Origin of the sequence: uncultured Nisaea sp. (assembly GCF_963974195.1) — a bacterium.
GTDB lineage: Bacteria > Pseudomonadota > Alphaproteobacteria > Thalassobaculales > Thalassobaculaceae > Nisaea.
On record NZ_CAXBDC010000054.1, the window covers coordinates 1 to 23,262 of the forward strand.

Genomic DNA, 23,262 nt, shown 5'->3' on the forward strand with positions numbered 1-23,262 from the left:
TCCGACGCTTCCGGTGATCGCAAGGTGACGATCCTCGCCACCGGCTCCGAGATCGAGATCGCCCTGGAAGCGCAGAAGGTCCTGGAAGCCGACGGCGTCGCCACGGCCGTGGTTTCCATGCCGTCGATCGAGCGCTTCAAGGCCCAGGATGCCGCCTATCGCAAAACCGTGCTCGGCTCCGGCACACTCATGGTCGCGGTCGAGGCCGGTATCCAGCAGAGCTGGGACAGCCTGATCGGACTCGACGGAATCTTCGTCGGCATGAACTCATTCGGCGCTTCCGCGCCAGCTGGCGACCTCTACAAACATTTCGGCATCACCAGCGATGCCGTCGTGTCCGAGGTCAAAAAACGTCTGGGATAATCCCATCTGCGCCGCCCCGCCGGGGCGGCGTTCTTGTAAGAGACTGAAAATCTGGAGGAAAACTGATGAGCGTCAATGTTGCCATCAACGGGTTCGGGCGGATCGGCCGTCTGGTTCTGAGGGCACTCGCGGAAAGCGGACGGGATGACATCAAGGTCGTCGCCATCAACGATCTGGGTCCGGTGAAGACAAACGCGCATCTTCTGAAATGGGACAGCAACCACGGCCGCTTCCCGTTCGACGTGATCGTCGGCGAAGACACCATCGATTACGGCAAGGGCCCAATCAAGGTGACCGCCGAACGCGACCCGGCGAACCTGCCGCACAAGGAACTCGGCGTCGACATCGTGCTGGAATGCACCGGTCTCTTCACCAAGCGTGAAGATGCGGCAAAGCACATCGCGGCCGGCGCCAAGCGCGTCATCATCTCCGCTCCGGCGACGGGTGCCGACCTGACCGTGGTCTATGGTGTGAACCATGACCAGATCAGCGCCGAGCACACCGTGATCTCGAACGCGTCCTGCACCACCAACTGCCTTGCCCCGGTCGCCTATGTGCTGAACGAAGCCATCGGCATCGAGCATGGCTACATGACCACGATCCATGCCTATACCGGTGACCAGCCGACGCTGGACACCATGCACAAGGATCTCTATCGCGGCCGCGCCGCCGCCAGCTCGATGATCCCGACCACCACCGGCGCCGCCAAGGCCGTCGGCCTGGTGCTGCCGGAACTGGCCGGCAAGCTGGACGGCACCTCCGTCCGCGTGCCGATGGCCAATGTCAGCCTGGTCGACCTGAAGTTCGTGCCGAAGCGCGAGACCACGGTCGAGGAAGTCAACGCCGCCATCGTCAAGGCAGCGGGCGGCAAGCTGAAGGGCATCCTCGGCACCAATGACGAGCCGCTGGTCTCCATCGACTTCAATCACAACCCGAACAGCTCCACCTTCGATCTGGGCCAGACCCAGGTGGTCGAAGGCAAGCTGGTCCGCGTGATGAGCTGGTACGACAACGAATGGGGCTTCTCCAACCGCATGCTGGACACCACCGCAGCGGTTGCGGCGACCCTTTAAAGATTAGAGAGAGAAGGACCGAAGGCGATGAAAATCACCCAACGCGTCAAGCGTATCCTCGACAATTACGAAAGCGATTGCCCGGGCACGAAAGCCAACCTCGCCCGCATCCTGATGCAGGGCAAACTGGGCGGCACCGGCAAACTCGTGATCCTGCCGGTCGACCAGGGCTTCGAGCATGGTCCGGCCCGCAGCTTCGCGCCGAACCCGGATGCCTATGATCCGCACTATCACTTCAAGCTGGCGATCGATGCCGGTCTCTCCGCTTATGCCGCTCCGCTCGGCATGATCGAGGCCGGTGCCGATACCTTCGCGGGCCAGATCCCGACGATCATGAAGGTGAACAGCTCGAACAGCCTCGCCCGCGACAAGGATGGACCGAGCCAGGCGATCACCGGCTCCGTGCAGGAAGCCGTCCGTCTCGGCTGCTCCGCCATCGGCTTCACCATCTATCCGGGCTCGGACAATGCCTTCGAGATGATGGGGCAGATCCGGGAGATGGCGGAAGAAGCCAAGGCATACGGCCTCGCGGTCGTGGTCTGGTCCTATCCGCGCGGCGGCGATCTCACCAAGAAGGGCGAAACCGCAGTCGATATCTGCGCCTATGCCGCCCACATGGCCGCCCTGCTCGGCGCCCACATCATCAAGGTGAAGCCGCCGACCGAGCATCTTGAGCTGGACGCCGCGAAGAAGTCCTACGAAGCCAACAAGATCGCCATCGGCACCATGGCCGAGCGGATCGAACACGTTGTGCAGTCCTGCTTCAACGGCCGCCGCATCGTCGTCTTCTCCGGCGGTGAAGCGAAGGATCTGGACGGTCTCTACAACGAGATCCGCGGTCTGCGCGACGGCGGTGCCAACGGCTCCATCATCGGCCGCAACACCTTCCAGCGTCCGCGCGAAGAAGCCATGGCGATGCTGAACACCATCATCGACATCTACAAGGGCAAGGCGTAAACCTCGCCCCATACCGCTTAGACGCGGCGCCCGCTCGCAAGGGCGGGCGCCGTTTTCACATCCAGAGGCAAAAAAGATGTCCGCCAAGTCCGAGCCGAGCTGCGAGCTGTACCTGATCACCCCGCCGAAGATCGAGATCAGGGCCTTCGCCGAAGACCTTGCCGCCGCCCTCGATGCGGGACCGGTCGCCTGCCTGCAGCTCCGCCTGAAGGATGTCTCCGACGACGAGATCAAGCGGGCCGCCGAAGCTCTGCTGCCGGTCTGCCACGAACGTGGCGTGCCGCTGCTGATGAATGACCGCCCGGATCTCGCCCTGCTCACAGGCTGCGACGGCGCCCATGTCGGCCAGCAGGACACGCCCTATGCCGAAGCCCGCCGCATTCTCGGCGACGAGGCCATGATCGGCGTGACCTGTCACAATTCCGCGCATCTGGCGATGGAAGCGGCGGAAGCCGGTGCTGATTACGTCGCCTTCGGCGCCTTCTATCCGACCAACACGAAAGAGATCACGCACTACGCCGAGCTCGAAACCCTGCAAAGCTGGTCCGCCATCTCTACCATCCCCTGCGTCGCCATCGGCGGCATCAACCTGGACAACGCACAGCCGCTGATCGACGCGGGCGCGGATTTCCTTTGTGTGATCACGGCTGTGTGGAAACATCCGGAGGGGCCGGCGGCGGCGGTGAAGGCGTTTAATGAGTTGTTCGAGAACGCTCCCTAAGATCACATAAGGATGCGGAATGGCGGAGTGGAATTCCGGATACGTCACCGAGATTGATTATACTCACGGCTTCTATCGTGAGATGACGCCTGAACTACTCAATTTCGCCCTCTTGTCCCGGGGGGTGAAAAATCAGGCCGATAAACTCACGTTCTGTGATCTTGGATGTGGCCAGGGGTTCAGCGCCAATCTGCTGGCTGCGGCCAATCCCGACATCGACTTCCACGCAACCGACTTCAATCCAACCCAGATTGCGGGCGCCAAAGCCTTGGCCCGTAACGCCGGCACGTCCAATGTCTCTTTCTACGACACGGCGTTTGCGGATTTCGCCAACCAGTCCGGCCTGCCGGACAGGTTCGACGTCATCGCCCTGCACGGGGTCTATAGCTGGGTCAACGCAGAGAACCGTGCAGCCATCATCGACTTTATCGCCCGAAAGCTGGCTGTCGGCGGCCTCGTTTATGTGAGCTATAATTGCTTGCCCGCCTGGGCTTCCGCGATGCCCCTGCGCCGACTTCTGGCCGACCACGCCGCCGGTCAGAACGGGCCGATCGAACAGCGGATCGACAGTGCCCTGGCCTTCGCGGAAAAAGTCAGCGGCGAGGCTCGAAATTTCACGTCCAACCCGGACATGCTGAAGCGCCTGAGACGGATGAAGGACGACAAACGCGCCTATCTCGCACATGAATTCTTCAACCGCGACTGGACGCCTTTCTATTCAGCCGATATCGCAGCGGACCTCAACCAGGCGAAGTTGTCTTTCGCAGGCTCTGCCTATCTGCTGGACCATGTCGACTTCCTCAATCTGACCGGAGCGCAACAAGAGATGCTGGCCGGCGAGCAGGATCCAGTCCGCCGGGAAACCTTGAGAGACTTCATCACGAACACACCGTTCCGGCGGGATATATTCGTGAAGGGGCCACTGCAGCACACACCGCTGTCACAGCGCGAAGCCTGGCTGCAGACCCGCTTCGCCTTGTCGGTTGCGCCGGAAAACTTTCCCATGGCCGTCACTGGTTTCAAGGGAAAATCGACGCTCGAAGAGCACGCCTTCAGGCCGCTGATCAACGCCTTTTCAGCCGGGCCGCGCACCCTTCAGGATATCCAGACATCGGATCAGACGATTGCAGCGCTCGGATGGGACACACTCATGAGAATGCTGCCTGCTCTTGTCGGATCGGGGCACCTTCATCCCTGCCGGCCAGCCGAGGGCGACGCCCGCCGGAAAGAAACCACGGCGGCCTTCAATCTCGCCGTCGCCGAGCATTCCAGATCGTCCGACGAGCTGAAATACCTTGCCTCCCCTGTAACTGGCGGCGGCATTCCCGTCGACAGGCTGGATCAACAGTTCCTCTCGGCCCATGTGAAAGCCCCAATCAACCCGGCTGCACATATCTGGGAGCTCTTCAAGCAGCAGAACATTCAAATGGTCTATCAAGGCCGGAAACTTGACACCGACGCCGAGAATATTGCCGAAATAGAGAGGCGATATTCAGTGTTCGAGACCAGGCGGTTGCCTGTCTATACGCATCTCGGCCTAGCATAAAAAACCTTGGCCGTTCGTGCTACGCTATGATCCGACAAACGCCGCATCAAAATCTTCAATCGGCGTCGGGTAGCCAAGCAGATAGCCTTGCCCCGTCTTGCAGCCGAGGAAGATCAGGGCCTGCTTTTGCTCTTCCGTCTCAATGCCTTCGGCAACGCAATCCACGTCAAGCACCTGCGTCATGCCGAGAACCACCGATGCCAGGCTTTCCCGGGCGGTTGAGGTTTTCAGGGCACTGACAAAGCTGCGATCGATCTTGATCATGTCGATGGGAAGGCTATCGAACTGCCTCAATGACGAATAGCCCGTGCCGAAATCATCGAGCGAGATCCGGAACCCTTCATCCGCGAGTGCCCGGATCTGCGTCTGGGCCCAGGCGCCCTTGTGCATGGCAATGCCTTCCGTCACTTCGAATTCAACGGCATCCGGCCCAAGCCCGGCGGCGGTCACTTCCCGCAACAGACGGGATGAAAATTCCGGCCGGTTCAGATCCGCCATGGAGAGGTTCACGGCAACCGGCACCGGGCTGTCCGGTTGCCGGTCCTTGACCCATTTCCCGACCTCCTGAATGACAAAATCCGTCAGGGGCGCCACGAGGCCGATGGATTCCGCGATCGGAATGAATTCGGCCGGCGAGATGGCTTCATCCCCAAGGGTCCAGCGGAGCAATGCTTCCGCACCTTTTACCTCCCCCGTCAGCAACGCCACTTTCGGCTGAAGATGAACGGAAAGCCCCTCACCATTTCCGGCAACGCGGCGCAGTTCAGCTTGCAACCAGTCGCGCCTATCGGTTTCGGCCCGCATCCTCCGGTCATAGCGCAGGACCTTGCCCCGTGCCGTCTGCCGGACATGCTGCAGTGCCGCCCTGGCTATTTTCAGGACGGCGGACGGATCCGGCTCGATATCCGCGAGATCAAGGATTGCGCTCGTCGCGCTCGTCGTGATCTCGACCCCCTCGATCAGACGCGGCCGCGTCAACGCCTCCAGTAAGGCGCTCTCGTCGATATCGCCCGATCGTCCCAGCACCGCGAATATTCCGTCACCGATACGGGCGACATATGTTTTGCTGTTTTTCAGCTCTTCATAAATATCAACGAGATACTGATGGGAAAGCGTAAATCCATAAGTCGCGACGATCGACTGGTATGAATCGATATTCGCAATGGCAACACTCGCAGCCCCCTTCGGCGACGAGAAATGGTTGCGGAGTTTTTGCTCAAACGCATTCAGGTTCGGAACGTTGAGAAAGGAATCGAGATAGGCCAGCCCATCAAGCCTTTCGACCAGGGTCAGGTTTTCAAACCCGATCGCGATATTGGTCGAGAACAACTTGAGCAAGGCAAGATTGGGTTCCGTAATATCGCGCCCGGCCTCCAGAACGACAATCAGCCCACGCCCGTCGCCGGTCGTGAAATGCAGTGTCATATAGCCATCGCGTATCACCGGACTCCCCAGAATAGGCGCCGTCTCGATTATCTCCCGAATATCCGGGTTCGCGATCTCTTCCCTTGGCTTTCCGATCAGGCTGGCGAACCGCCCGGTTGCGCTGACGACATGCCTTTCCTTGTCGTTACCGGTTGGATAGGCATAGACCAGTCCATGAGCGGCGATGCCAAGAAGGCTGGCAATCTGGGTCAGCACGCCGCATGAGAAAAGCTCAAGATTCGTGCGCTGAAACAACTGGCTGGAGCTTTCGACAATCAGCTCCAGACCGGCGCGGCTTTGATCGATCGTGCAAAGCTGGTCGTAGGACCGGATCGCCGCGGTGAGAACCGTGAGCAAGCGGGCCCGGGTCAGCTCGCCCTTCGTACGATAATCATCGATCTCGTATTCATTGATAACGGACTGCTCCGGCGCATATCCCGGATGGCCGGTCCGCAGGATAATACGCATCTTCGACAGGCCGGCCCGACGAAACAGCTGAACCAGCTCCAGACCGGAATCCGGCATCTCCATCACAACATCGATGAATGCAGCCGCGACGTCATGCAGATCATCGATCATCTTGATCGCATCCTCTGCCGATTCCGCATGTAGTAGTTCAAGTGGACGGCCGAGGACTTTCACATCCCGCAGAGCGAACAGAGTCGCCTGATGCACATCCGGTTCGTCATCAACGACAAGAATGCGCCACGGCTGCCTCTCGCCCTCGACATTGGCCGTGTCGCCATCCTCCACGATGGATATTCTGTCGTTCCAAGGATCGGAGAAGCTGTCAGACATCATACGTCCTTCCCAGAAAGCCTTCTCTGGCGGCAGGTGCCATAACCGGGAGACGGACAGACATTGTCGTTCCGTCTCCAGGAGCGCTTTTCGCGCGAATGCTGCCGCCCAGCGTAGCCGTCACGATATTATACGTTATGCTGAGCCCGAGACCGCTCCCTCCCTTGCCAAGCTGGGTAGAGAAAAACGGCTCGAATATCCGGTCAATGATATCCGCCGGTATACCACGGCCATTGTCCCTGACCTCGATCAGAACATATCCCGTCCCGTGTTGCCGGGCATGCACGATGACCTTACCGGATTCGCGTCCGGCAAATGCATGAACCCGCGCATTCTCCGCCAGATTTATCAGAACCTGGGATAGAAGCCCCGGAAAACTGTCAATTTCCGCAGTCGTTTCGACCATTGTTTCCAGCGAGATATTGCCATGCCTGAACTGGCTTTGCAGAGACGCGGAAACATCCTTGAGCAAGTCTTTAAGCATAAAGCGCCGGCGCTGCTCACTCGTCTGATCGACCGCGACCTGCTTGAAATGTCCGATCAGCTCATGTGCCTGGCGCAATCCCTTGAGGATGATCATCATGCCTTCCCGCGTGTCAGTGAGGAATGCATCGACCACGGAACGGCGCAACTCGCCGGAAGTGACCGCGGCATCGAACTCTTTCATCTTCTCGAACAGGGTGCTTGCGACGGTTACGGATGTTCCGACCGGCGTATTCAGTTCATGCGCAACACCGGCAACCAGACTGCCCAGACTGGCCATGCGTTCGTACCGGGCCATCTCCTCCTTGGAGAGGCGATTGGCAGCCTCGGCTTCCCGGCGCTGGCTCACCGCCTGTGACAGGACAAAGGAAATCAACCCGATGACAATGAGCCCGGCGATCGCCACCGGCAGATGATTAGCATTCCAGAGCGCAAAAAAAGTCACGCCGGGAACAAAAACCACAATTTTCCAGGCCGCGTCTTCGGACGCCACCGGCACATCCCGCCCGACGGGACGCACCACATTTTCCGGGGTCACTGTCGTGAAGAAGGCCCACTGTCCCTCGAGTTCAACCTCCCCCTCGTCACTGGCGGTAATGCCGCGCCAGGCCGCGGGGTTACTTTTCGCCATGGTGTCCTCACGGCCGAACATGAACCCCCAGAGCTTGTTGGCGGGCACTCCCGCGAGCCAGTAACCGTCTGCATTCAGAAGCTGAATCCGGGCATTGTCGCGCAAACGAACATTCTCGAATGAAGCCAGAAGCCGCTCGACATCCAGATTCATCACGACAATCCCGGCAACAGCCCCCTGGTCGCTATAGACCGGGGTTGCCAGCCGGATCATCGGTCGCCAGGGGATTTCAACACGGTCGAACTCGACATTGAGATCCATCGCGGACACATAAAGCCCGCCCTTCGGCAAACCGATGGACTTCGTGAAGTAATAGCGCAGCGCCTTGTTCTGCAGTTCAGTCACCACAAAAATCGATCGCTGCCGCGGCCAACGGTCGATACGGATCTGCTCAACACCCTCACGGTCGATGAAGCGCAGCTGCGCGATCAGGGCATTTTCATCCGCGAACAGCCTGAAATCGGCAGTCACCGTATCGAGAAAATGCGTATCTCCCGACACAAAACGGCGCAGTGACTGCAGTCCGGCTGCAACCCTGAGATCCGTGGAGAAGGCATTCAGCGCCTCTTCCACAACCTCGCGCTGGGCCTGAACGGCGTCTGCCGCCGCAACGTGCTGCCGCTGGTTGTCTTCCCATTCGGCAAGATAAAGCGAGACGGACCAGATGGCGCAGAACACAGTAGACAAGACAAGAAACGTAAGCCCGAACAGCCTCAAGCTGAACGGCGTCGCTGAACCTGCAGGCATATCGACTGCGCTCATGTCCACGCTCTTCTTGTGGTTTAATTTTAGTAAAACGCCAAGTAACCACCTTGTTCAAAATTCCTTAGCAGACGATTAACATCGGTCTATTTTTCGCGCTTCAGTCGCAGCCCCACCCCTTCCGGGGGGCTGGCCAGCCATGCCGGGGAACGCAAGGCGGAAGACCTGCCATGCATCGCAGACCGGTGCTCCACCAATAGACTTCAGGAACGCAACCTGATAAAAGCGCGCCGCACCACTATTCAAGAACGCACGCGCGGATCCCGTGCGGCGTCGCCATTTCTACTGCTCGACGGACAGAGACATGAAAATCAACGGTAACGCCATCCGCATCGGTAATGTCATCGAACACAAGGACCGCCTCTGGGTCGCCATGAAGACCCAGGCCGTGAAACCCGGCAAGGGCGGCGCCTTCAATCAGGTTGAGCTGAAGGACATCCGGTCCGGCACCAAGCTGAACGAGCGGTTCCGCGCCGACGAGCAGGTCGAGCGCGTGCGGCTCGAGCAGCGGTCGGCACAGTTCCTCTTCGCCGAGGACGCGCTGCTGACCTTCATGGATAACGAGACCTACGAGCAGACCCAGATCTCGCGAGACCTGCTTGGCAATAACGCGGTGTTCCTGCAGGACGGCATGGAAGTGCAGATCGAAAGCCACGAGGGCGAGCCGCTTTCCGTGCAGATGCCGGAAACCGTCGTGCTCGAGATCGTCGAGGCCGACGCCGTGGTGAAGGGACAGACCGCGTCCTCTTCCTACAAACCGGCCGTGCTGGAAAATGGTGTGAAGATCCTGGTTCCGCCGCATATCGGGACCGGTATCCGTGTCGTCGTGCGCACCGAAGACAGCACCTACGTCGAACGCGCCAAAGATTAAGGCTGGCCAAGGCCAGGACCGGATGCCGGGATAGCCCGCATCCCCAGACCCTGTTTGAACTGGAGAGACCATGGCGACCCGTTCGCCCGCAATCAACGTGATGGTGAAGGCCGCCATGAAGGCGACCCGCCAACTGCTGCACGACTTCAACGAGGTCGAGCAGCTTCAGGTCTCAAAAAAGGGCCCGGCCGACTTCGTCTCCAACGCCGATACCGCAGCGGAAAAAACCATCGTCGACGAGCTGAAATATGCCCGGCGCGATTACGGTTTCCTGCTTGAGGAAGGCAGCGAGATCGAAAGCAGGGACGAGTTGAAACGGCGCTGGATCATCGACCCGCTGGACGGCACCACGAACTTCCTGCACGGCATCCCGCATTTCGCGATTTCCATCGCGCTCGAGGAAGCCGGCGAGATCGTCTCCGCCGTGATCTACGAGCCGACCCGGGACGAGCTGTTCTGGGCCGAAAAGGGCAAGGGCGCGTACCTGAACGACCGCCGCCTGCGCGTTTCGGCACGCCGGAATCTCGAGGACAGTGTCTTCGCCACCGGCATCCCGACCCTGCGCGGCACCGATCACGCCTTCTACCTGAAGCAGCTTGAAGCGGTGATGACCCGTTGCTCTTCGGTACGCCGTCTCGGCGCCGCCGCGCTCGACCTCGCCTATGTCGCGGCTGGCCGCTACGACGGCTATTGGGAACGTGGCCTCAGCCCGTGGGATGTCGCCGCCGGCCTGCTGATCGTGAAGGAAGCGGGCGGCTATTGCACCGATTACCGGAACCGCGACAAGGCTCTGGAAACCGGCGAGGTCGTCGCCGCCAACGATCAGGTTCACGGCAAGCTCCTGAAGGTGCTCCGGGACGCGACGAAAGCCTGATCCCGCCGTCCCCTTTGAAGAGAGGGCCGCAACTAAACCCGCAATTACTACGCGGTATTTAGCATAATTTTTTATTAACGAATCCCTGCGACCATCACCCACGGCTTGCGCGTCCTACCGTGAACGCGCCATAGGGAGCGGGGATTCGGGATGAACCAGTTTAAGATTTCTCAGCGCGTTCAATTGATCAGCATCATCGCCCTGATCGGCTTTTTTGCCATCGGCGGTATCCTGTTTTGGGAGCAATCAGTCCGGTCGGCAAATGCGGAACGGCAACAGGCCGCGCTTGAGCGCATGGAGAAAATCACGTCCCTCTCCATGCTTTTTCTGAATGCCCGGCGCCGGGAAAAGGATTTCCTGCTCCGTTTTGATCCCGCCTATGTCGAGAAACACAGTCAGGTTTCCGCCAAGATCCACACGACTGTCGACACCCTGATGCCAGACCTATCAGGACAGGACCTCGATCTCCTGAAGCAGATGACGGCGGAATACGATGCGTACAACGCACAATTCAAAATCGTCGTGGACAACTGGAGTCGCATGGGGCTGGACGAAAATTCCGGCCTGCGGGGCGAACTGCGGAGCGCCGTTCACAATGCGGAAGAACTGATCCATCAGCATGCGACCGACGATCTTATGGTGAAGCTGCTGATGATGCGGCGACACGAGAAAGATTTCATCATCCGCAAGGACCCTAAATATATCGGACGGCTGAATGACCGGATCAACGAATTCGGCAAAATTCTCGAAACCAAGGAGCTGGACGCAGCGATCAAGTCCGACATCCTAAACACCCTGAAAACCTACAAGACGAATTTTGCTGCCTTCACGGATCTGTCGCTTGGCATCAATGAGCAAACCGCGATCATGTCTGACATCTATGCTCAGGCGGAACCGGTACTTGCCAAGCTCGAAGAAAATGTTTTGGCATCCTATGAATCCGAAATGACGAGCGTCGCCGCGGCGAACAGGCAAACCGTGATCGTCACATCCGCCCTCATCCTGGTAATCGCCATTGCCTGTCTCGCCATCGCCCAGCTCGTAGGTCGATCCATCAGCCGCCCGGTCGGAGCGCTGTCTGCCCAGATGCTGAAACTGGCGGAAGGTGACAAGACGATCGAGGTGCCAATACGAGGCAAGGACGAGATCGCCGAGATGGCGCAGGCGGTCCAGGTCTTCAAGGACAACATGATCAGAAACGACCAGTTGCAAGCCGAATCCCAGGCCAGGCAACAACAGGAACTGCAGCGGGCAAGCGATGTGGATGCCCTGACCAGTTCGTTCGATGGCGATGTCGGAAAATTGCTCGAAGCCCTCTCCGCAGCCGCCGCCACGCTGCAAAGCACATCAGAGGAAATGACCGAGACCGCCGCGGATTCCGGCAACCGGGCGACCGCCGTTGCCAGCGCCACCGAAGAAACCACGGCGAACGTGCAGACCGTCGCCACGGCCACCACGGAACTGTCCGCCTCGATCGCGGAAATATCCTCGCAGGTCGCCAACGCGACCGCCGTCGCCAATGAAGCGGCACGGCAGGCAGGCGAAACCTCCACCGTGATCGACGCGCTCAGCGAAACCGCCAGCCGGATCGGCGAAATCGTCACCCTGATCCGCGAGATTGCGGAACAGACCAATTTGCTGGCCCTGAACGCGACTATCGAGTCCGCCCGCGCAGGCGAAGCAGGTAAGGGCTTCGCAGTGGTGGCCTCGGAGGTAAAGAACCTTGCCGGTCAGACCGGCAAGGCCACGGAAGATATCGCGGCCCAGATCGGCGCGATCCAGGAGCGTACCTCCGGCGCGGTCGAGGCTATCCGTTCCATCGTTCTCAAGGTCGAGGAAATGGAGAACATCACCGGCTCCATCGCGGCCGCGGTCGAGGAGCAGAACGCTGCCACTCAGGATATTTCCCGGAATATCGAGGATGTCGCGGCCGCAGCGCAGGAAGTCAGCCAGAATGTCACCTTCGTCGGCGAGGCATCGCGAAACACCAGCCGCATGGCCGGCGACGTGCTGGGCGCCTCGTCGGAGATGAACGAAAAGTCTTCCACGCTCGGTCAGCGCATCAAGGACTTCCTGCAATCGGTCCGGGCAGCTTAACTGACGAGACATCAACGACACGGTAAACAGGATCGGCTGTTGTCGCGAAAAGGCCTGTTGCGATAAGGTCATCGGTGAGATTAACCCTCCATCCGAGGACGCGCAGACATGGCCGGATCAACTTCCCAGGGCAAATGCCCGGTGCTTCTTCTTCTTGCGGGCCTGATTGTGCTGCCGGCAGGGCAGGCGCTCAGTCAGGAAACCGTCTATGTCGGCGGCACCGGAAGTTCGGTTGAAGTCAATCTCGATGTGCTCGACCAGCTCGGCACGCCGCAGACGGTTCCGGACATGCTGCAACTCGATATCCGTCGAGGCCAGGCGGCATCCGGGATGCCGCTTCCGCTCCCGGGTGAAGCCCGCGCGGCTGTGTCCCGCGGCGTACCGATGCCCCCGCCAAGCAGGCAGGCCAGCAGTCAGACTCGCCGCCCGGCCATGGCGGCGGCACCGGCAAGCGCCGCCGCGTTGCCGAGCGCCAGGGCCCCGCGGCAGCCGACATTGCCGACCGCGCGCAGCACAATCAGAAGCGCGGCACCGGCGACCACGGCCCCCAATGTGACCAGACCAAGCGTTCCGGCCCCGTCCCGGGTTGCAACGCCGGTGCCCAGCGCTCCGAAAGTGGCGCGCACACCGGCCCCGATCGTCGCCCCGCCGGCAAAGGTCGCCATCACCGCGCCCGAGCCCAGGGCGATTAAAGCCGCACCGCAGGCCGCCGCAAAGGCTCCCGAAAAGATCGCAGCCAGGACAGCAACGAAAATTCCGGACATCGTGATCCCGGCCGCACCCAAATCGACCACCAGCACGGCGGCCATCGTTCCGCCGCCGCCGCCGGCCGTGACAGCGCCTTCAGTGAGCGCGCCCGCGCCGCCCCCGGCCTCACCGTCGAAAGCGGCGGAGCCGATCAAGCGCGTTGCCGCCGCCTCCCCGGCACCGAAAGCGGTAGCTCCTGCGCCGAAGGCCTCCAATGGCGGTGCCGCACTCAGCATCCCGTTCGATACCGACACCAAATCCCTGCCGGCGAGCGCCAGTGGCGCTCTGGACGATGTGGCGAAGAAGATGAACGCGGACAAATCGATGCGGGTGCAGCTTCTCGCCTTTGCCAGCGCCGGTGAACGCTCCGAGGCCAAGGCCCGGCGGCTCTCCCTGTCCCGCGCGCTTGAGGTGCGCTCCTACCTGATCAGCAAGGGCATCGCCAGCACGCGCATGGATGTGCGCGCGCTCGGCAACCAGTCCTCCTCAGGCTCTCCCGACCGTGTCGACATGACCCTGGTCAATCGCTAGGGACACCGACAGGTGTCATCAATCGCCGGAAAACCGCCGCATTTCTCATCCATAGGATTAAACAGACTACCGGGCATCAGGCTTAAACGGCCTCGCCCGGCCACAATCAGGGGATCGATCAGGTGACCAAACCCACGCGTTTTCTCGTCCGGATGGCGATCTTTCTGGCGCTTGTCACCGTGGTCGCGGTGCTTCTGGTGGGCGCGCTGCTGGACGCTTTCATGGCGAATGCCGCTCTCAACGGCATGATCCTCGCCACGCTGTTCATCGGCATTCTCTACATCGTCCGGCAGGTCATGTCCCTCGCCCCGGAAGTTACCTGGATCGAGTCCTACCGGACCGGTCAGCCGGGCCTCTCGATGCAGCAGGCACCAACCCTGCTCGCGCCGGTCGCGACCATGCTGGGCGAACGCCGGGACGACCGGGTCAGCCTGTCCGCCATGTCCCTGCGCTCCCTGCTCGACAGCATCGATTCCCGGCTGGCGGAAAGTCGGGACATCTCGCGCTACATCATCGGCCTGCTGATCTTCCTCGGCCTGCTCGGCACCTTCTGGGGCCTGCTGCAGACGGTCGGCGCGGTCGGTAATGTGATCGGTAGCCTGAGTATCGAAAGCGGCGATATCGGCAGCGTCTTCGGTGACCTGAAGAACGGCCTCGAATCCCCGCTGAACGGCATGGCGACCGCTTTCAGCTCGTCCCTCTTCGGGCTTGCCGGTTCGCTCGTGCTCGGTTTCATGGAATTGCAGCTCGGCCAGGCCCAGAACCGGTTCTACAACGATCTTGAGGAATGGCTCTCAGGCCTGACCCGGCTCAGCTCCGGCGGCGGCGTGCTGGCCGACGGAGAACATTCCGCCAGCGCTTATCAGACCGCGCTGTGGGAACAGACGGCGGACAGTCTCGACAAGCTGCAGCGCGTGATCCTGCGCAGCGAGGATGATCGCCGCCAGGCCAACCAGAACCTGATGACCCTGAACGAAAAGCTCGGCACCCTGGTCGACCAGATGCGCAGCGATCAGGACCTGATGCGGAAGATCGGCGAGGCCCAGCTGGAAATCCGGCCGGTACTGGCCAAGATCGCCGAGAGTCAGTCAGGCGGACGGGACGAGCTGATGCGCAGCCACCTGCGCAATATCGAAGCCTATGTCGCCCGCCTGGTCGAAGAGAGCTCCGAGGGCCGGAACCGGACCGTGGAGGAAATTCGCCAGGAGATCCGGCTGGTCGCCCGGACCATTGCCGCGCTCGCCGAAGAAGAGCGCTAGGGAGCCCCGGCCATGTCCGCCCGCAGCCGCGCCTCGATGCGCGAAACCAATATCTGGCCGGGGTTCGTCGACGCTCTCGCCACCCTGCTGATGGTCATCATCTTCGTGCTGATGGTGTTCATCGTCTCGCAATTCTATCTGACCCAGGCCCTGTCCGGCCGGGACGAGGCCCTGCACCGGCTGGAAGCCCAGATCTCCGAGCTGTCCGAGCTGCTGAACCTGGAGAAGGAAACCAACACCGAACTCCGCCTCAACGTGGCCCAGCTCTCCACCGAGCTGCAGGCCTCCATCTCCCGCCGCGATGCACTGAGCCAGCAGGTCACCCAGCTGGTCTCCCAGCGCGATCAGCTTGAGGACCGGCTGGCCGAAGCCGTACGCGACCGGGCAAGCATGACGCAACGCCTGAGCGAGCTTGAGAACGGCCGGGCCGGACTCGAAGACCGGCTGACCGAAGTCCTCAGCGAACGCGATGCCCTGATGGCCAAGCTGCGCTCCATCGAAAACGACATGGCGATCGCCAGGGCCGAGCGGGATGAGGTCACTGCAGGCCTTGAGGACGCCTTCAAGGTGATCGAGGCGGACCGGGAGACCATCAAGACCCAGCTGAAGGATCTGGAGAGCCTGCGCCGCGATCTGGTTGCGTTGAAACAGGCCCGCGAGGATCTGGAAGCGGAGGTTGCCGATCTGGCCTCTCAGAAGCTGGTCCTGCAAAAGACCCTGGCCCAGAGCGAGGATGAGCGCGCCGCGGCGGAACTCAGTGCCGAGGAACGCAAACAGCGGATCGACGCGCTGGTCGCCGAGATGACACAGGTCCGGGACCGCAGCAAGGAGCTGACAGCCCAGCTCAACGAAAACGAAGAGCGCACCCTGCTGCAGCAGAAGGAGATCGCCGAACGCGACGTCCGGCTGTCGGAGCTGACCGCCAGTTTCAACGAGACCGCCGAGGCTCTCGGTGCCGAGAAGGAAATTTCCTCCAAGGCACAGGAAGCCGTCGCCCTGCTGAACCGGCAGATGCGGGCCTTGCGCGAACAGCTGCTCGCCCTGCAGGAGGCGATGGATGCTCTGGAAGCGAAGAACAAGGAACAGAATGTCGAGATCGTCGATCTCGGCGCCAAGCTGAACCGGGCGCTGGCCAGCAAGGTGCAGGAGCTGGCCCGCTTCCGCTCCGAATTCTTCGGCCGCCTGCGGGAGGTCCTGAACGACCGTCAGGGCATCCGCATCGTCGGCGACCGTTTCGTCTTTCAGTCCGAAGTTCTGTTCGACAGCGGCTCCGACCAGATCGGCCCCGCCGGTGAAATCCAGCTCCGCCAGTTCGCCGACGAGCTGAAGGAAATCGCCGGCAAGATCCCCAAGGAAATCGACTGGATCCTGCAGGTCGAAGGCCACACCGATCCGATCCCGATCTTCAACGAGCGCTTCAAGAACAACTGGGACCTCTCCGCCGCCCGCGCGATCTCGGTGGTGCAGACGCTGATCTCGGAAGGCATCCCGGCCGGCAAGCTCTCCGCCACCGGCTACGGCGAGTTCCAGCCGATCGACGAGCGCAAGGACGAGATCGGCAACAGGCGGAACCGCCGGATCGAGATGAAGCTGACCCAGCGATAAGACGCCTCGTCTTCACAACAACACGCCAGGATAATGCCCTGGGTGCAAAGCCTCTGACGAAATCAGACAAGGACAACTGTGCGCTCAAATGGGGTTCCACCTCCCGTTTTGCCGTGGAATGGCAACAGAGGCCGCACAAAACCAGAAGCCTGAATAAAATTGTCGAAAGCGTCGTCAAACGCGTGATACGCTTTGAGGGCATATAGGAATTATCAATTCCATTATTGAGTGTCTCTATATGCACTTTCCCGGATCCGGCCCAAACACAGTTCTGCAAACAGAGCGACAGGGCCGGGAAAACGGGAAGCGGAGCAGGCTGCAAAGACAGCCGCCCGGGAAGCTAGGCTTCGATGCGCGGATCCGCCGCCAAAGAACGGCGGGCGCGCGAACATACGAGGGAGGAACTCGTTTCAATGAGCAAAATCACCAAAACCGCGACCGGCTTTCTGGCCGCCGTCCTGGCAGCAGGCGTCAGTCTTGCCGCCTCCGCCGAAACCCATACATTGCGGATCCAGACGCATTACGCGCCGGAAACCGTCTCCGGCAAGCTCGCGACCCAGTTCGTCGACGATGTTCAGACGATGTCGAACGGCGAGCTCAAGATCGAGATGTTTTATTCGTCATCGGTCGTCAAATCGGTCGAGGCCTTCGATGCCGCCGCCACCGGTATCCTCGATGGGGACATGACCGGCGGCGCCTATCAGACGGGCAAGAACCCGGCCTTCCAGTTCGTCGGCGACATCATGGGCGGTTACGACACTCCGTGGCAGCAATATGCCTGGCTTTACAATGGCGGCTTCAAGGCCGCGAACAACCTCTACAACAAGTACGACATGGAGCTGATCGGCTGGTGGATCTATGGGCAGGAATCCCTGGCTTCATCGAAATCGCTCGCCGGCATCGACGATCTGAAGGATTTCAAGTTCCGCTCTCCGCCAGGCCTGGAGACCGAAATTTTCGCCAGCCTTGGCGCCAAGCCGATCGTGATGGATTTCACCGAAATCTTCACCGCTCTGGAAACCAAGATCATCGACGGTGCCGATGCTTCCGGTCTGGCCAACAATGTCAGCCTCGGCCTCTATGATCTGGTGTCGAACGCCACCTATCCGGGCTTCCACTCCATGCCGTCGGACCATCTTGCCATCAACAAGGGAAAGTGGGACGCACTGCCGGAACATCTGAAACGGATCATCCAGGTGGCCATGCAGAAACTGGCCTTCCAGACAGCCCTGACCTTCGAGATCAAGAACTCGGAAGCAGCAGCCAAGCTGCGGGCCGCGAACGTGACCCTGCATGACTGGTCCGCCGAGGACCGGGCAGCCTTCCGCAAGGCCGCCCAGGGTGCATGGCAGGGCTGGGCAGAGAAGACGCCCGAAGCACGGGCTCTTGTCGACAGCCACACGGCCTTCCTGAAACAGCTCGGCCTGATCAAGGAATAGAACCGGTCATATCGAGACCGAAATGGCGAGGGTCTGATGATCCTCGCCACCCTTGCTTTCTATCGGGGTGTTCTATCGGGACGCACAGGAATGACGGGAGGAAAGCCGCATGATCGAGCATGAGGTTACCGGCTGGCTGGACAGGATCACGCTCGGCATCAGCCGGGTCGCGATGTGGGCGCCTGCCTGCATTGTCGGCATCGTGGCCTATGAAGTCTTCATGCGTTACGTGCTGGGCAAGCCCACATTGTGGGTCAACGAGATGTCCCTGTGGGTCGGCGGCGGGATCTACCTGACCTCGGGTCTCTACGCCCTGCAGCAACGCAGCCATATCCGGATTTTCATCTTCTATGACGGCGCGCCGCTCTGGCTCCGCCGCACTTTCGACGTCGCTTCCGTGCTCTGCGTCTGCGCTTTCGCGGCCGCCGTCGTCTGGGGCGGTTTTGGCGAAGCCAAGGCGAAGCTGCTGCGCTGGGAGACCTTCGGAACGGCCTTCGATCCGCCGATCCCGGCCACGGTCAAGCCGCTGATCCTGCTGACCATGGTGCTGCTCGCGCTGCAGTCGATCTCCAATCTGGTGCATGACTGGAACAAGGAGCCGGAGGTACACGATCCGGCGGACGATCTCGACATTGCGCACTGACGTGAACCCATCGCCCGGACAGGTCCGGCTCGTTTCAAACTGATTTCGGAGTCAATTCGTGGACATCGGGACAATCTCGCTGATCCTGCTGATCGGCATGCTTCTGCTCCTCGCCATCGGCATGCCGCTCGGCTTCGCCTCCGGCTTCCTCGCCGTCGTCGTGCTGGTTCTAAAGTTCGGCCCAGACCTGCTCTTCTCCAGTTTCGGCACAGGCCCCCTGAACATCCTGGCCCAGCGGCTCTACGGCATCACCACGAACTACGTGCTGATATCCGTGCCGCTCTTCATATTGATGGCGACGCTTCTGGAACGCTCGAACATCGCCCGGGATATGTATTCCTGCCTCAATCTGTGGATGTCCCGGACCCGAGGCGGCATCGCTGTCGTCACCGCGATCATGGCCATCGTCATGGCGGCGATGTCGGGGATCATCGGCGGCGAGGTGGTTCTGCTCGGCCTGATCGCCCTGCCGCAGATGCTGAGGCTCGGCTACAATCAGGACCTCGCGGTCGGCACCATCTGCGCCTCGGGCTCGCTCGGCACCATGATCCCGCCCTCGATCGTGCTGATCTTCTACGGCCTGATCACCGACACCTCGATCCATGCGCTGTTCAAGGCCGCCTTTGTGCCGGGCTTCATCCTGGCCGGTCTCTACATCGTCTACATCCTTGTCCGCACCCGGATGCATCCGGAACAGGCCCCTCTGCCCGAGCCGACCGAGGATGATCTGTCCGGGCACGACAAGAAGGTTTTCGGCGCGACATTGCTCGTCATGGTGATCGCCACTACGGCCGCGCTGGTCGCGCTCCGCTGGGGCTTCCTGCACGGCTTCAGCACGATCGAGCCGGAGACCAGGCTGGTCGACATGCAGACATTGCAGGTCAGTCTCGGCCTCGCCGGGCTCGGGCTTGCCTATGTGCTTTTCGTCTCCGGCCTGAAGACCGCACGCCTTGCCTGGGACAAGGGCAAGGGGCTGGTGGCGCCGCTTATCGTCGTCTTTGTCGTGCTCGGCTCGATCTATGGCGGCATCACCGGCATCACGGAGGCGGCAGGCATCGGCTCCGTCGCAGTGCTGCTGCTCATCGCCATGCGAGGGGAATTGAGCCTCACCCTGGTGCGCGAGGCCCTGATGCGCACCTTCAAATCGACGGGCACCATCATCTGGGTCACGTTCGGCGCCACAGCGCTTGCCGGCGCTTACACCATCGCCGGCGGGCCGACCTATGTCGCCAACCTGATCGTCGGCAGCGAGCTGCCGACGATGGGTGTGCTGCTGGTGATGATGACCGTGTTCCTGTTCCTCGGCGCCTTCATGGACTGGACCGGCATTGTCCTGCTGGTCATGCCGGTCTTCCTGCCGATCATCAAGAAGCTCCCGGTCGCCGAGCTCGGCCTGTTCGGGCCGCTGGATGCCTATTACGTCTCGGTCTGGTTCGGCATCCTGTTCTGCGTCAACATGCAGGTCAGCTTCCTGTCGCCGCCATTCGGGCCAGCCGCCTTCTACCTGAAGTCCGTGGCCCCGCCACACATCACCCTGCCGGACATCTTCCGGGGCTTTCTGCCCTTTATCTGCATCCAGCTGTTTGTCTTGCTGATGGTCCTGCTGTTCCCGGAAATCACCATGCTGCTGCGGTGATGGGTCTGATGGCGCCCCGGCCCACATCGTCACCCCGACGCAGGTCGGGGTCCACGGAACGCGGGGTAAGATTCGTGCCAGTGGATCCCGTCCTTCGACGGGATGACGACGATAGGTGTGCCGAATAACCGCCGCAGGGGCGGAATGCAGGATCAACCGCCTAATAAAGACCACCAGCGCCCCGGCGCCCCACACCGTCTCCCCGACGCAGGTCGGGGTCCACGGAGCGTGGGGTCGGGTCTGCGCCAGTGGGTCCAATCCTTCGACAGGATGACCGCTGGAGAGAAGGCGTGTCGATAAGCGGTCAGTCGTTCAGAAACGCCAGCATCGCCTTGGTGAAAGCCGCGGGTTGCTCGAAGTTCGAGAAATGCGCCGCTTCCGGGATCTCAACATAGCCCGCCCCTTTGATCTGGCCGTGTATCTCGCGGGCATGCTCCGGCGTGGTTGCAGGATCCTCCGCGCCGACGATCACAAGGGTCGGCGTATCGATGCTGGCAATCGTCCCGCGCTGATCCATCGCCTGGATCGCCCGGCAGCAGCCGATGAAGCCCTGCGGCGGGGTGCCGAGGATCATTTCCCGAACCTTGCCGATATCATCCTTCAGCCGTTGCTGGCTCGCCGGGGTGAACCAGCGCTCGATGGTGGCGTCGGCGACGGCCGCCATGCCGCCCTTCTCCACCGTGCGCACCCGGCCATCCCACATTTCCTGTGTCGGCATATGCGCGCTGGTATCGGCCAGGATCAGCTTGCTGACCCGGTCCCGGTGCCTGACCCCGAGCATCTGGCCGACCATGCCGCCCTTGGAGAGCCCGCAATAATCCGCCTTCTCGATGCCAAGCCCGTCGAGCAGAGCAACCGCATCCTCTGCCAGCATCTCTATGGAATAGGCCCCCTCCGGTGCGTCCGACTGGCCGTGACCACGACTGTCATAACGGATCACCCTGAACCCCGCTGACGTCAGATCCGCGATCTGCGGATCCCACATATGCAGGTTCGAAGCGAGCGAGTTGGAAAGCAGCAGCGGCTGCCCATCCTCCGGCCCGTCGATCCGGTAATGCAGCGTGATTCCGTTGGCTTTGATATGCGGCATGGTTTTCCCCCGTGAATGCTTTTTGGCCGGCGCACAACATCCTCACACGGCCTTTGCACCGGATCAGCATCGTAGCAGCACGCGGCTCTCAGTCGCCCCGGTCTTTCCCGCAAGGCTTAGGTGCCGTTTCGGAAAACCGGAAAAAGATTGATTTATCTGAAATGTAACCGAGACTTGAATTGGGCCGGACAATAAAATCAAAGCGAGCAGCTCAATGACCACTGAGCACCCGATCGAGGGCCCATAATGCAGATAACGCCGGAAATCCTGCTGGTTTTCTACTCGGCGACGGTCAGCCTGATCGTCAGCCTGACTTTCCTGTTCCTGTGGCACCGGCTTGGCTGGACGCGCCTGCTGAGTTTCGGCGCTTCTTTTTTCTGCCTTGCCCTGCTTTTGCTGCACAACGTGGTCGGCATGTCCCTTGGCTGGCAACACCCCTACCGCTTTCAGGTCGGCGCGACCATGGTCGTTCTGTCGCTGACATTCATCACCGCCGGCTGCATGGCCTATGTCGATTTCAAAGTTCCGTGGAAAACGATCCTCCTAACCGCCTTCACGATCCTGGTCGGGACCGAAGCCGTGATGGCCGTTTGGGAGATCCCGAGCATCGTCTATCTTCCGGTGCTGATCGGAGTCGTCGATCTCTTCTGCTCGTTTCTGTTCTGGAGCAGGCGCCGGACATTCATCGGACGTACTGTCGCCGTCCTGTTCCTCGCCAGGGGCGCCATGCATTTGCCCTGGCCGCTCTTCGTGTTCACTCCGGCCGGAAACCTGATCCGGAGCGCCGACCAGGTTTTCGTTGTCGCCATCGGCCTTGCCCTGATCGTTGCAGAGCTTTTGCGCGCCCGCATGGATCTCTCCAGGGCCAATGCGACATTGCAGGAACAAGCCACCGCACTGAAAGCCGCGAATGAAAAACTCGGCATCGAACGGGAACTCGCAATCAACGCCAGCAATGCGAAGTCAGCCTTCCTTGCCAATATGAGTCACGAGCTCAGAACGCCGCTGAACGCAATCATGGGCTTTTCGGAAATTATCGCCAAAAGCCCGGCGGACCGGATGGCGGAGCGCTATACGGGCTATGGCGAGGACATCCACCAGGCGGCCCGTGTGCTTCTCTCCTTTGTCGACCAGGTCCTTGAGCTTTCGCGGCTGGAGGCGAACCGGGTCGATTTCAATCCGGCAACACTGGATGTCATGGCTCTGGTTGATACGGCGATCAATATCGCGCGCCTGAAAGCAGGCTCGAGTCCGGCGGAGATCATCCGGTATTTTGAGGAGGGAACCGGCTCCGTCGAGGGGGACGAACATCTGCTGAAACAGGCTTTGTCTGGAATTCTGGTCCGCGCACTCCGGTTCGCGGGAAACACAGGGTCAATCCATGTCAGCGCGGGCCCGGAGCCCGAGGATTCCGTCCGCATCGAAGTGAAAGACAACGGCCCGAAGCTTTCGGATCACGAAATCACCGAAGCCTTCAACCCGTTCAGCGTCACCAACGCAACGGTGACCCAGGCAGGCGGCGGGATAGATCTCTCGCTGCCGCTGGCAAAACGCTTTGTGGAGGTGCATGGCGGGGAAATCTCGGTCAGCAACAAGGCGGATACGGGAACCGTCGTCGCCATCGACCTGCCGAGGCGACTGCTGTTGCATTGATGCAACGGGGCCCGGGCGGATGCCGCTTCCCGCTGGCCTTTCCTCATTGCGCCCTCCA

The 23,262-nt window shown here is 60.9% G+C and carries 20 protein-coding genes; 15 read left to right on the top strand and 5 right to left on the bottom strand.

Annotated features, from left to right (window positions below):
* The 5 genes from AAC126_RS13005 to AAC126_RS13025 all read left to right on the top strand — a co-directional run.
* The coding region (locus AAC126_RS13005; protein WP_339853989.1) for a transketolase C-terminal domain-containing protein at positions 1-363 on the top strand (363 nt) is incomplete at its 5' end.
* Between the two features lie 65 nt (positions 364-428).
* Positions 429-1,436: a type I glyceraldehyde-3-phosphate dehydrogenase gene (gene gap / locus AAC126_RS13010; RefSeq protein ID WP_339853990.1), complete on the top strand. Its 1,008-nt coding sequence runs from the start codon at positions 429-431 to the stop codon at positions 1,434-1,436.
* A 27-nt stretch (positions 1,437-1,463) separates the two neighbouring features.
* Positions 1,464-2,393 carry a class I fructose-bisphosphate aldolase gene (locus AAC126_RS13015; RefSeq protein ID WP_193173366.1) on the top strand — a complete coding sequence of 310 codons (930 nt, stop codon included), beginning with the start codon at positions 1,464-1,466 and terminating at the stop codon, positions 2,391-2,393.
* A gap of 76 nt (positions 2,394-2,469) precedes the next feature.
* Complete coding sequence (gene thiE / locus AAC126_RS13020; protein ID WP_339853993.1) at positions 2,470-3,114, top strand: thiamine phosphate synthase; 645 nt, start codon at positions 2,470-2,472, stop codon at positions 3,112-3,114.
* A gap of 19 nt (positions 3,115-3,133) precedes the next feature.
* Positions 3,134-4,660: a methyltransferase regulatory domain-containing protein gene (locus AAC126_RS13025; protein ID WP_339853995.1), complete on the top strand. Its 1,527-nt coding sequence runs from the start codon at positions 3,134-3,136 to the stop codon at positions 4,658-4,660.
* Between the two features lie 24 nt (positions 4,661-4,684).
* On the opposite strand, the gene AAC126_RS13030 is transcribed toward AAC126_RS13025, so the two are convergent.
* Positions 4,685-6,886, bottom strand: a complete 2,202-nt coding sequence (locus AAC126_RS13030) for an EAL domain-containing protein (RefSeq protein ID WP_339853997.1) — start codon at positions 6,884-6,886, stop codon at positions 4,685-4,687.
* Entirely contained in the window at positions 6,876-8,759 is a 1,884-nt protein-coding gene (locus tag AAC126_RS13035) for a sensor histidine kinase (protein ID WP_339853999.1), read from the bottom strand. Before AAC126_RS13035 ends, AAC126_RS13030 begins: the two co-directional genes overlap by 11 nt.
* Positions 8,760-9,063: 304 nt before the next feature.
* Here AAC126_RS13035 and efp point away from each other — a divergent pair, with 304 nt between their 5' ends.
* From efp to AAC126_RS13050, 3 genes are all read left to right on the top strand, one after another.
* Complete coding sequence (efp, locus tag AAC126_RS13040) at positions 9,064-9,630, top strand: elongation factor P (RefSeq protein WP_339854000.1); 567 nt, start codon at positions 9,064-9,066, stop codon at positions 9,628-9,630.
* Positions 9,631-9,700: 70 nt separating this feature from the next.
* Positions 9,701-10,504, top strand: coding sequence for an inositol monophosphatase family protein (locus tag AAC126_RS13045; protein ID WP_339854003.1), 804 nt, complete (start codon positions 9,701-9,703; stop codon positions 10,502-10,504).
* A 150-nt stretch (positions 10,505-10,654) separates the two neighbouring features.
* Positions 10,655-12,601, top strand: a complete 1,947-nt coding sequence (locus AAC126_RS13050; protein WP_339854005.1) for a HAMP domain-containing methyl-accepting chemotaxis protein — start codon at positions 10,655-10,657, stop codon at positions 12,599-12,601.
* 117 nt (positions 12,602-12,718) lie between these two features.
* Here the strand turns inward: AAC126_RS13050 and AAC126_RS13055 are convergent, their stop codons facing one another.
* Together AAC126_RS13055 and AAC126_RS13060 are read right to left on the bottom strand one after the other, a co-directional pair.
* Positions 12,719-12,898, bottom strand: a complete 180-nt coding sequence (locus AAC126_RS13055; protein ID WP_339854007.1) for a hypothetical protein — start codon at positions 12,896-12,898, stop codon at positions 12,719-12,721.
* 116 nt (positions 12,899-13,014) lie between these two features.
* Positions 13,015-13,410 (bottom strand): hypothetical protein, encoded by a 396-nt coding sequence (locus AAC126_RS13060; RefSeq protein ID WP_339854009.1) that lies wholly within the window; start codon positions 13,408-13,410, stop codon positions 13,015-13,017.
* A 37-nt stretch (positions 13,411-13,447) separates the two neighbouring features.
* Between AAC126_RS13060 and AAC126_RS13065 the strand changes: the two genes are divergently transcribed.
* The 6 genes from AAC126_RS13065 (at position 13,448) to AAC126_RS13090 (ending at position 20,461) form a co-directional block, all read left to right on the top strand.
* The gene (locus AAC126_RS13065) at positions 13,448-13,879 is read left to right on the top strand and encodes an OmpA family protein (protein ID WP_339854011.1); all 432 of its coding nucleotides are present in this window, start codon (positions 13,448-13,450) and stop codon (positions 13,877-13,879) included.
* A gap of 122 nt (positions 13,880-14,001) precedes the next feature.
* Complete coding sequence (locus tag AAC126_RS13070) at positions 14,002-15,138, top strand: flagellar motor protein MotA (protein ID WP_339854012.1); 1,137 nt, start codon at positions 14,002-14,004, stop codon at positions 15,136-15,138.
* 12 nt (positions 15,139-15,150) lie between these two features.
* Entirely contained in the window at positions 15,151-16,743 is a 1,593-nt protein-coding gene (locus AAC126_RS13075; RefSeq protein ID WP_339854014.1) for an OmpA family protein, read from the top strand.
* Between the two features lie 413 nt (positions 16,744-17,156).
* Positions 17,157-18,182, top strand: a complete 1,026-nt coding sequence (locus tag AAC126_RS13080) for a TRAP transporter substrate-binding protein (RefSeq protein WP_339854016.1) — start codon at positions 17,157-17,159, stop codon at positions 18,180-18,182.
* Positions 18,183-18,291: 109 nt separating this feature from the next.
* Positions 18,292-18,825, top strand: a complete 534-nt coding sequence (locus AAC126_RS13085; RefSeq protein ID WP_339854018.1) for a TRAP transporter small permease — start codon at positions 18,292-18,294, stop codon at positions 18,823-18,825.
* A gap of 58 nt (positions 18,826-18,883) precedes the next feature.
* Positions 18,884-20,461, top strand: coding sequence for a TRAP transporter large permease subunit (locus AAC126_RS13090; protein WP_339854020.1), 1,578 nt, complete (start codon positions 18,884-18,886; stop codon positions 20,459-20,461).
* Between the two features lie 304 nt (positions 20,462-20,765).
* On the opposite strand, the gene pcaD is transcribed toward AAC126_RS13090, so the two are convergent.
* Positions 20,766-21,551, bottom strand: a complete 786-nt coding sequence (pcaD, locus tag AAC126_RS13095) for a 3-oxoadipate enol-lactonase (protein ID WP_339854021.1) — start codon at positions 21,549-21,551, stop codon at positions 20,766-20,768.
* 246 nt (positions 21,552-21,797) lie between these two features.
* Between pcaD and AAC126_RS13100 the strand changes: the two genes are divergently transcribed.
* The gene (locus AAC126_RS13100) at positions 21,798-23,204 is read left to right on the top strand and encodes an ATP-binding protein (RefSeq protein ID WP_339854023.1); all 1,407 of its coding nucleotides are present in this window, start codon (positions 21,798-21,800) and stop codon (positions 23,202-23,204) included.
* The last annotated feature ends 58 nt before the right edge of the window (positions 23,205-23,262 follow it).

What these genes read in the sequence shown, in the direction of transcription:
- AAC126_RS13030 (WP_339853997.1), bottom strand. Translation starts at nt 6,886, where the DNA reads ATGATGTCTGACAGCTTCTCCGATCCTTGGAACGACAGAATATCCATC.
- pcaD (WP_339854021.1), bottom strand. Translation starts at nt 21,551, where the DNA reads ATGCCGCATATCAAAGCCAACGGAATCACGCTGCATTACCGGATCGAC.
- AAC126_RS13045 (WP_339854003.1), top strand. Translation starts at nt 9,701, where the DNA reads ATGGCGACCCGTTCGCCCGCAATCAACGTGATGGTGAAGGCCGCCATG.
- efp (WP_339854000.1), top strand. Translation starts at nt 9,064, where the DNA reads ATGAAAATCAACGGTAACGCCATCCGCATCGGTAATGTCATCGAACAC.
- gap (WP_339853990.1), top strand. Translation starts at nt 429, where the DNA reads ATGAGCGTCAATGTTGCCATCAACGGGTTCGGGCGGATCGGCCGTCTG.
- AAC126_RS13015 (WP_193173366.1), top strand. Translation starts at nt 1,464, where the DNA reads ATGAAAATCACCCAACGCGTCAAGCGTATCCTCGACAATTACGAAAGC.
- AAC126_RS13060 (WP_339854009.1), bottom strand. Translation starts at nt 13,410, where the DNA reads ATGGCCGCCGTGCTGGTGGTCGATTTGGGTGCGGCCGGGATCACGATG.
- AAC126_RS13080 (WP_339854016.1), top strand. Translation starts at nt 17,157, where the DNA reads ATGAGCAAAATCACCAAAACCGCGACCGGCTTTCTGGCCGCCGTCCTG.
- AAC126_RS13075 (WP_339854014.1), top strand. Translation starts at nt 15,151, where the DNA reads ATGTCCGCCCGCAGCCGCGCCTCGATGCGCGAAACCAATATCTGGCCG.
- AAC126_RS13085 (WP_339854018.1), top strand. Translation starts at nt 18,292, where the DNA reads ATGATCGAGCATGAGGTTACCGGCTGGCTGGACAGGATCACGCTCGGC.
- AAC126_RS13035 (WP_339853999.1), bottom strand. Translation starts at nt 8,759, where the DNA reads ATGAGCGCAGTCGATATGCCTGCAGGTTCAGCGACGCCGTTCAGCTTG.
- AAC126_RS13050 (WP_339854005.1), top strand. Translation starts at nt 10,655, where the DNA reads ATGAACCAGTTTAAGATTTCTCAGCGCGTTCAATTGATCAGCATCATC.
- thiE (WP_339853993.1), top strand. Translation starts at nt 2,470, where the DNA reads ATGTCCGCCAAGTCCGAGCCGAGCTGCGAGCTGTACCTGATCACCCCG.
- AAC126_RS13100 (WP_339854023.1), top strand. Translation starts at nt 21,798, where the DNA reads ATGCAGATAACGCCGGAAATCCTGCTGGTTTTCTACTCGGCGACGGTC.
- AAC126_RS13025 (WP_339853995.1), top strand. Translation starts at nt 3,134, where the DNA reads ATGGCGGAGTGGAATTCCGGATACGTCACCGAGATTGATTATACTCAC.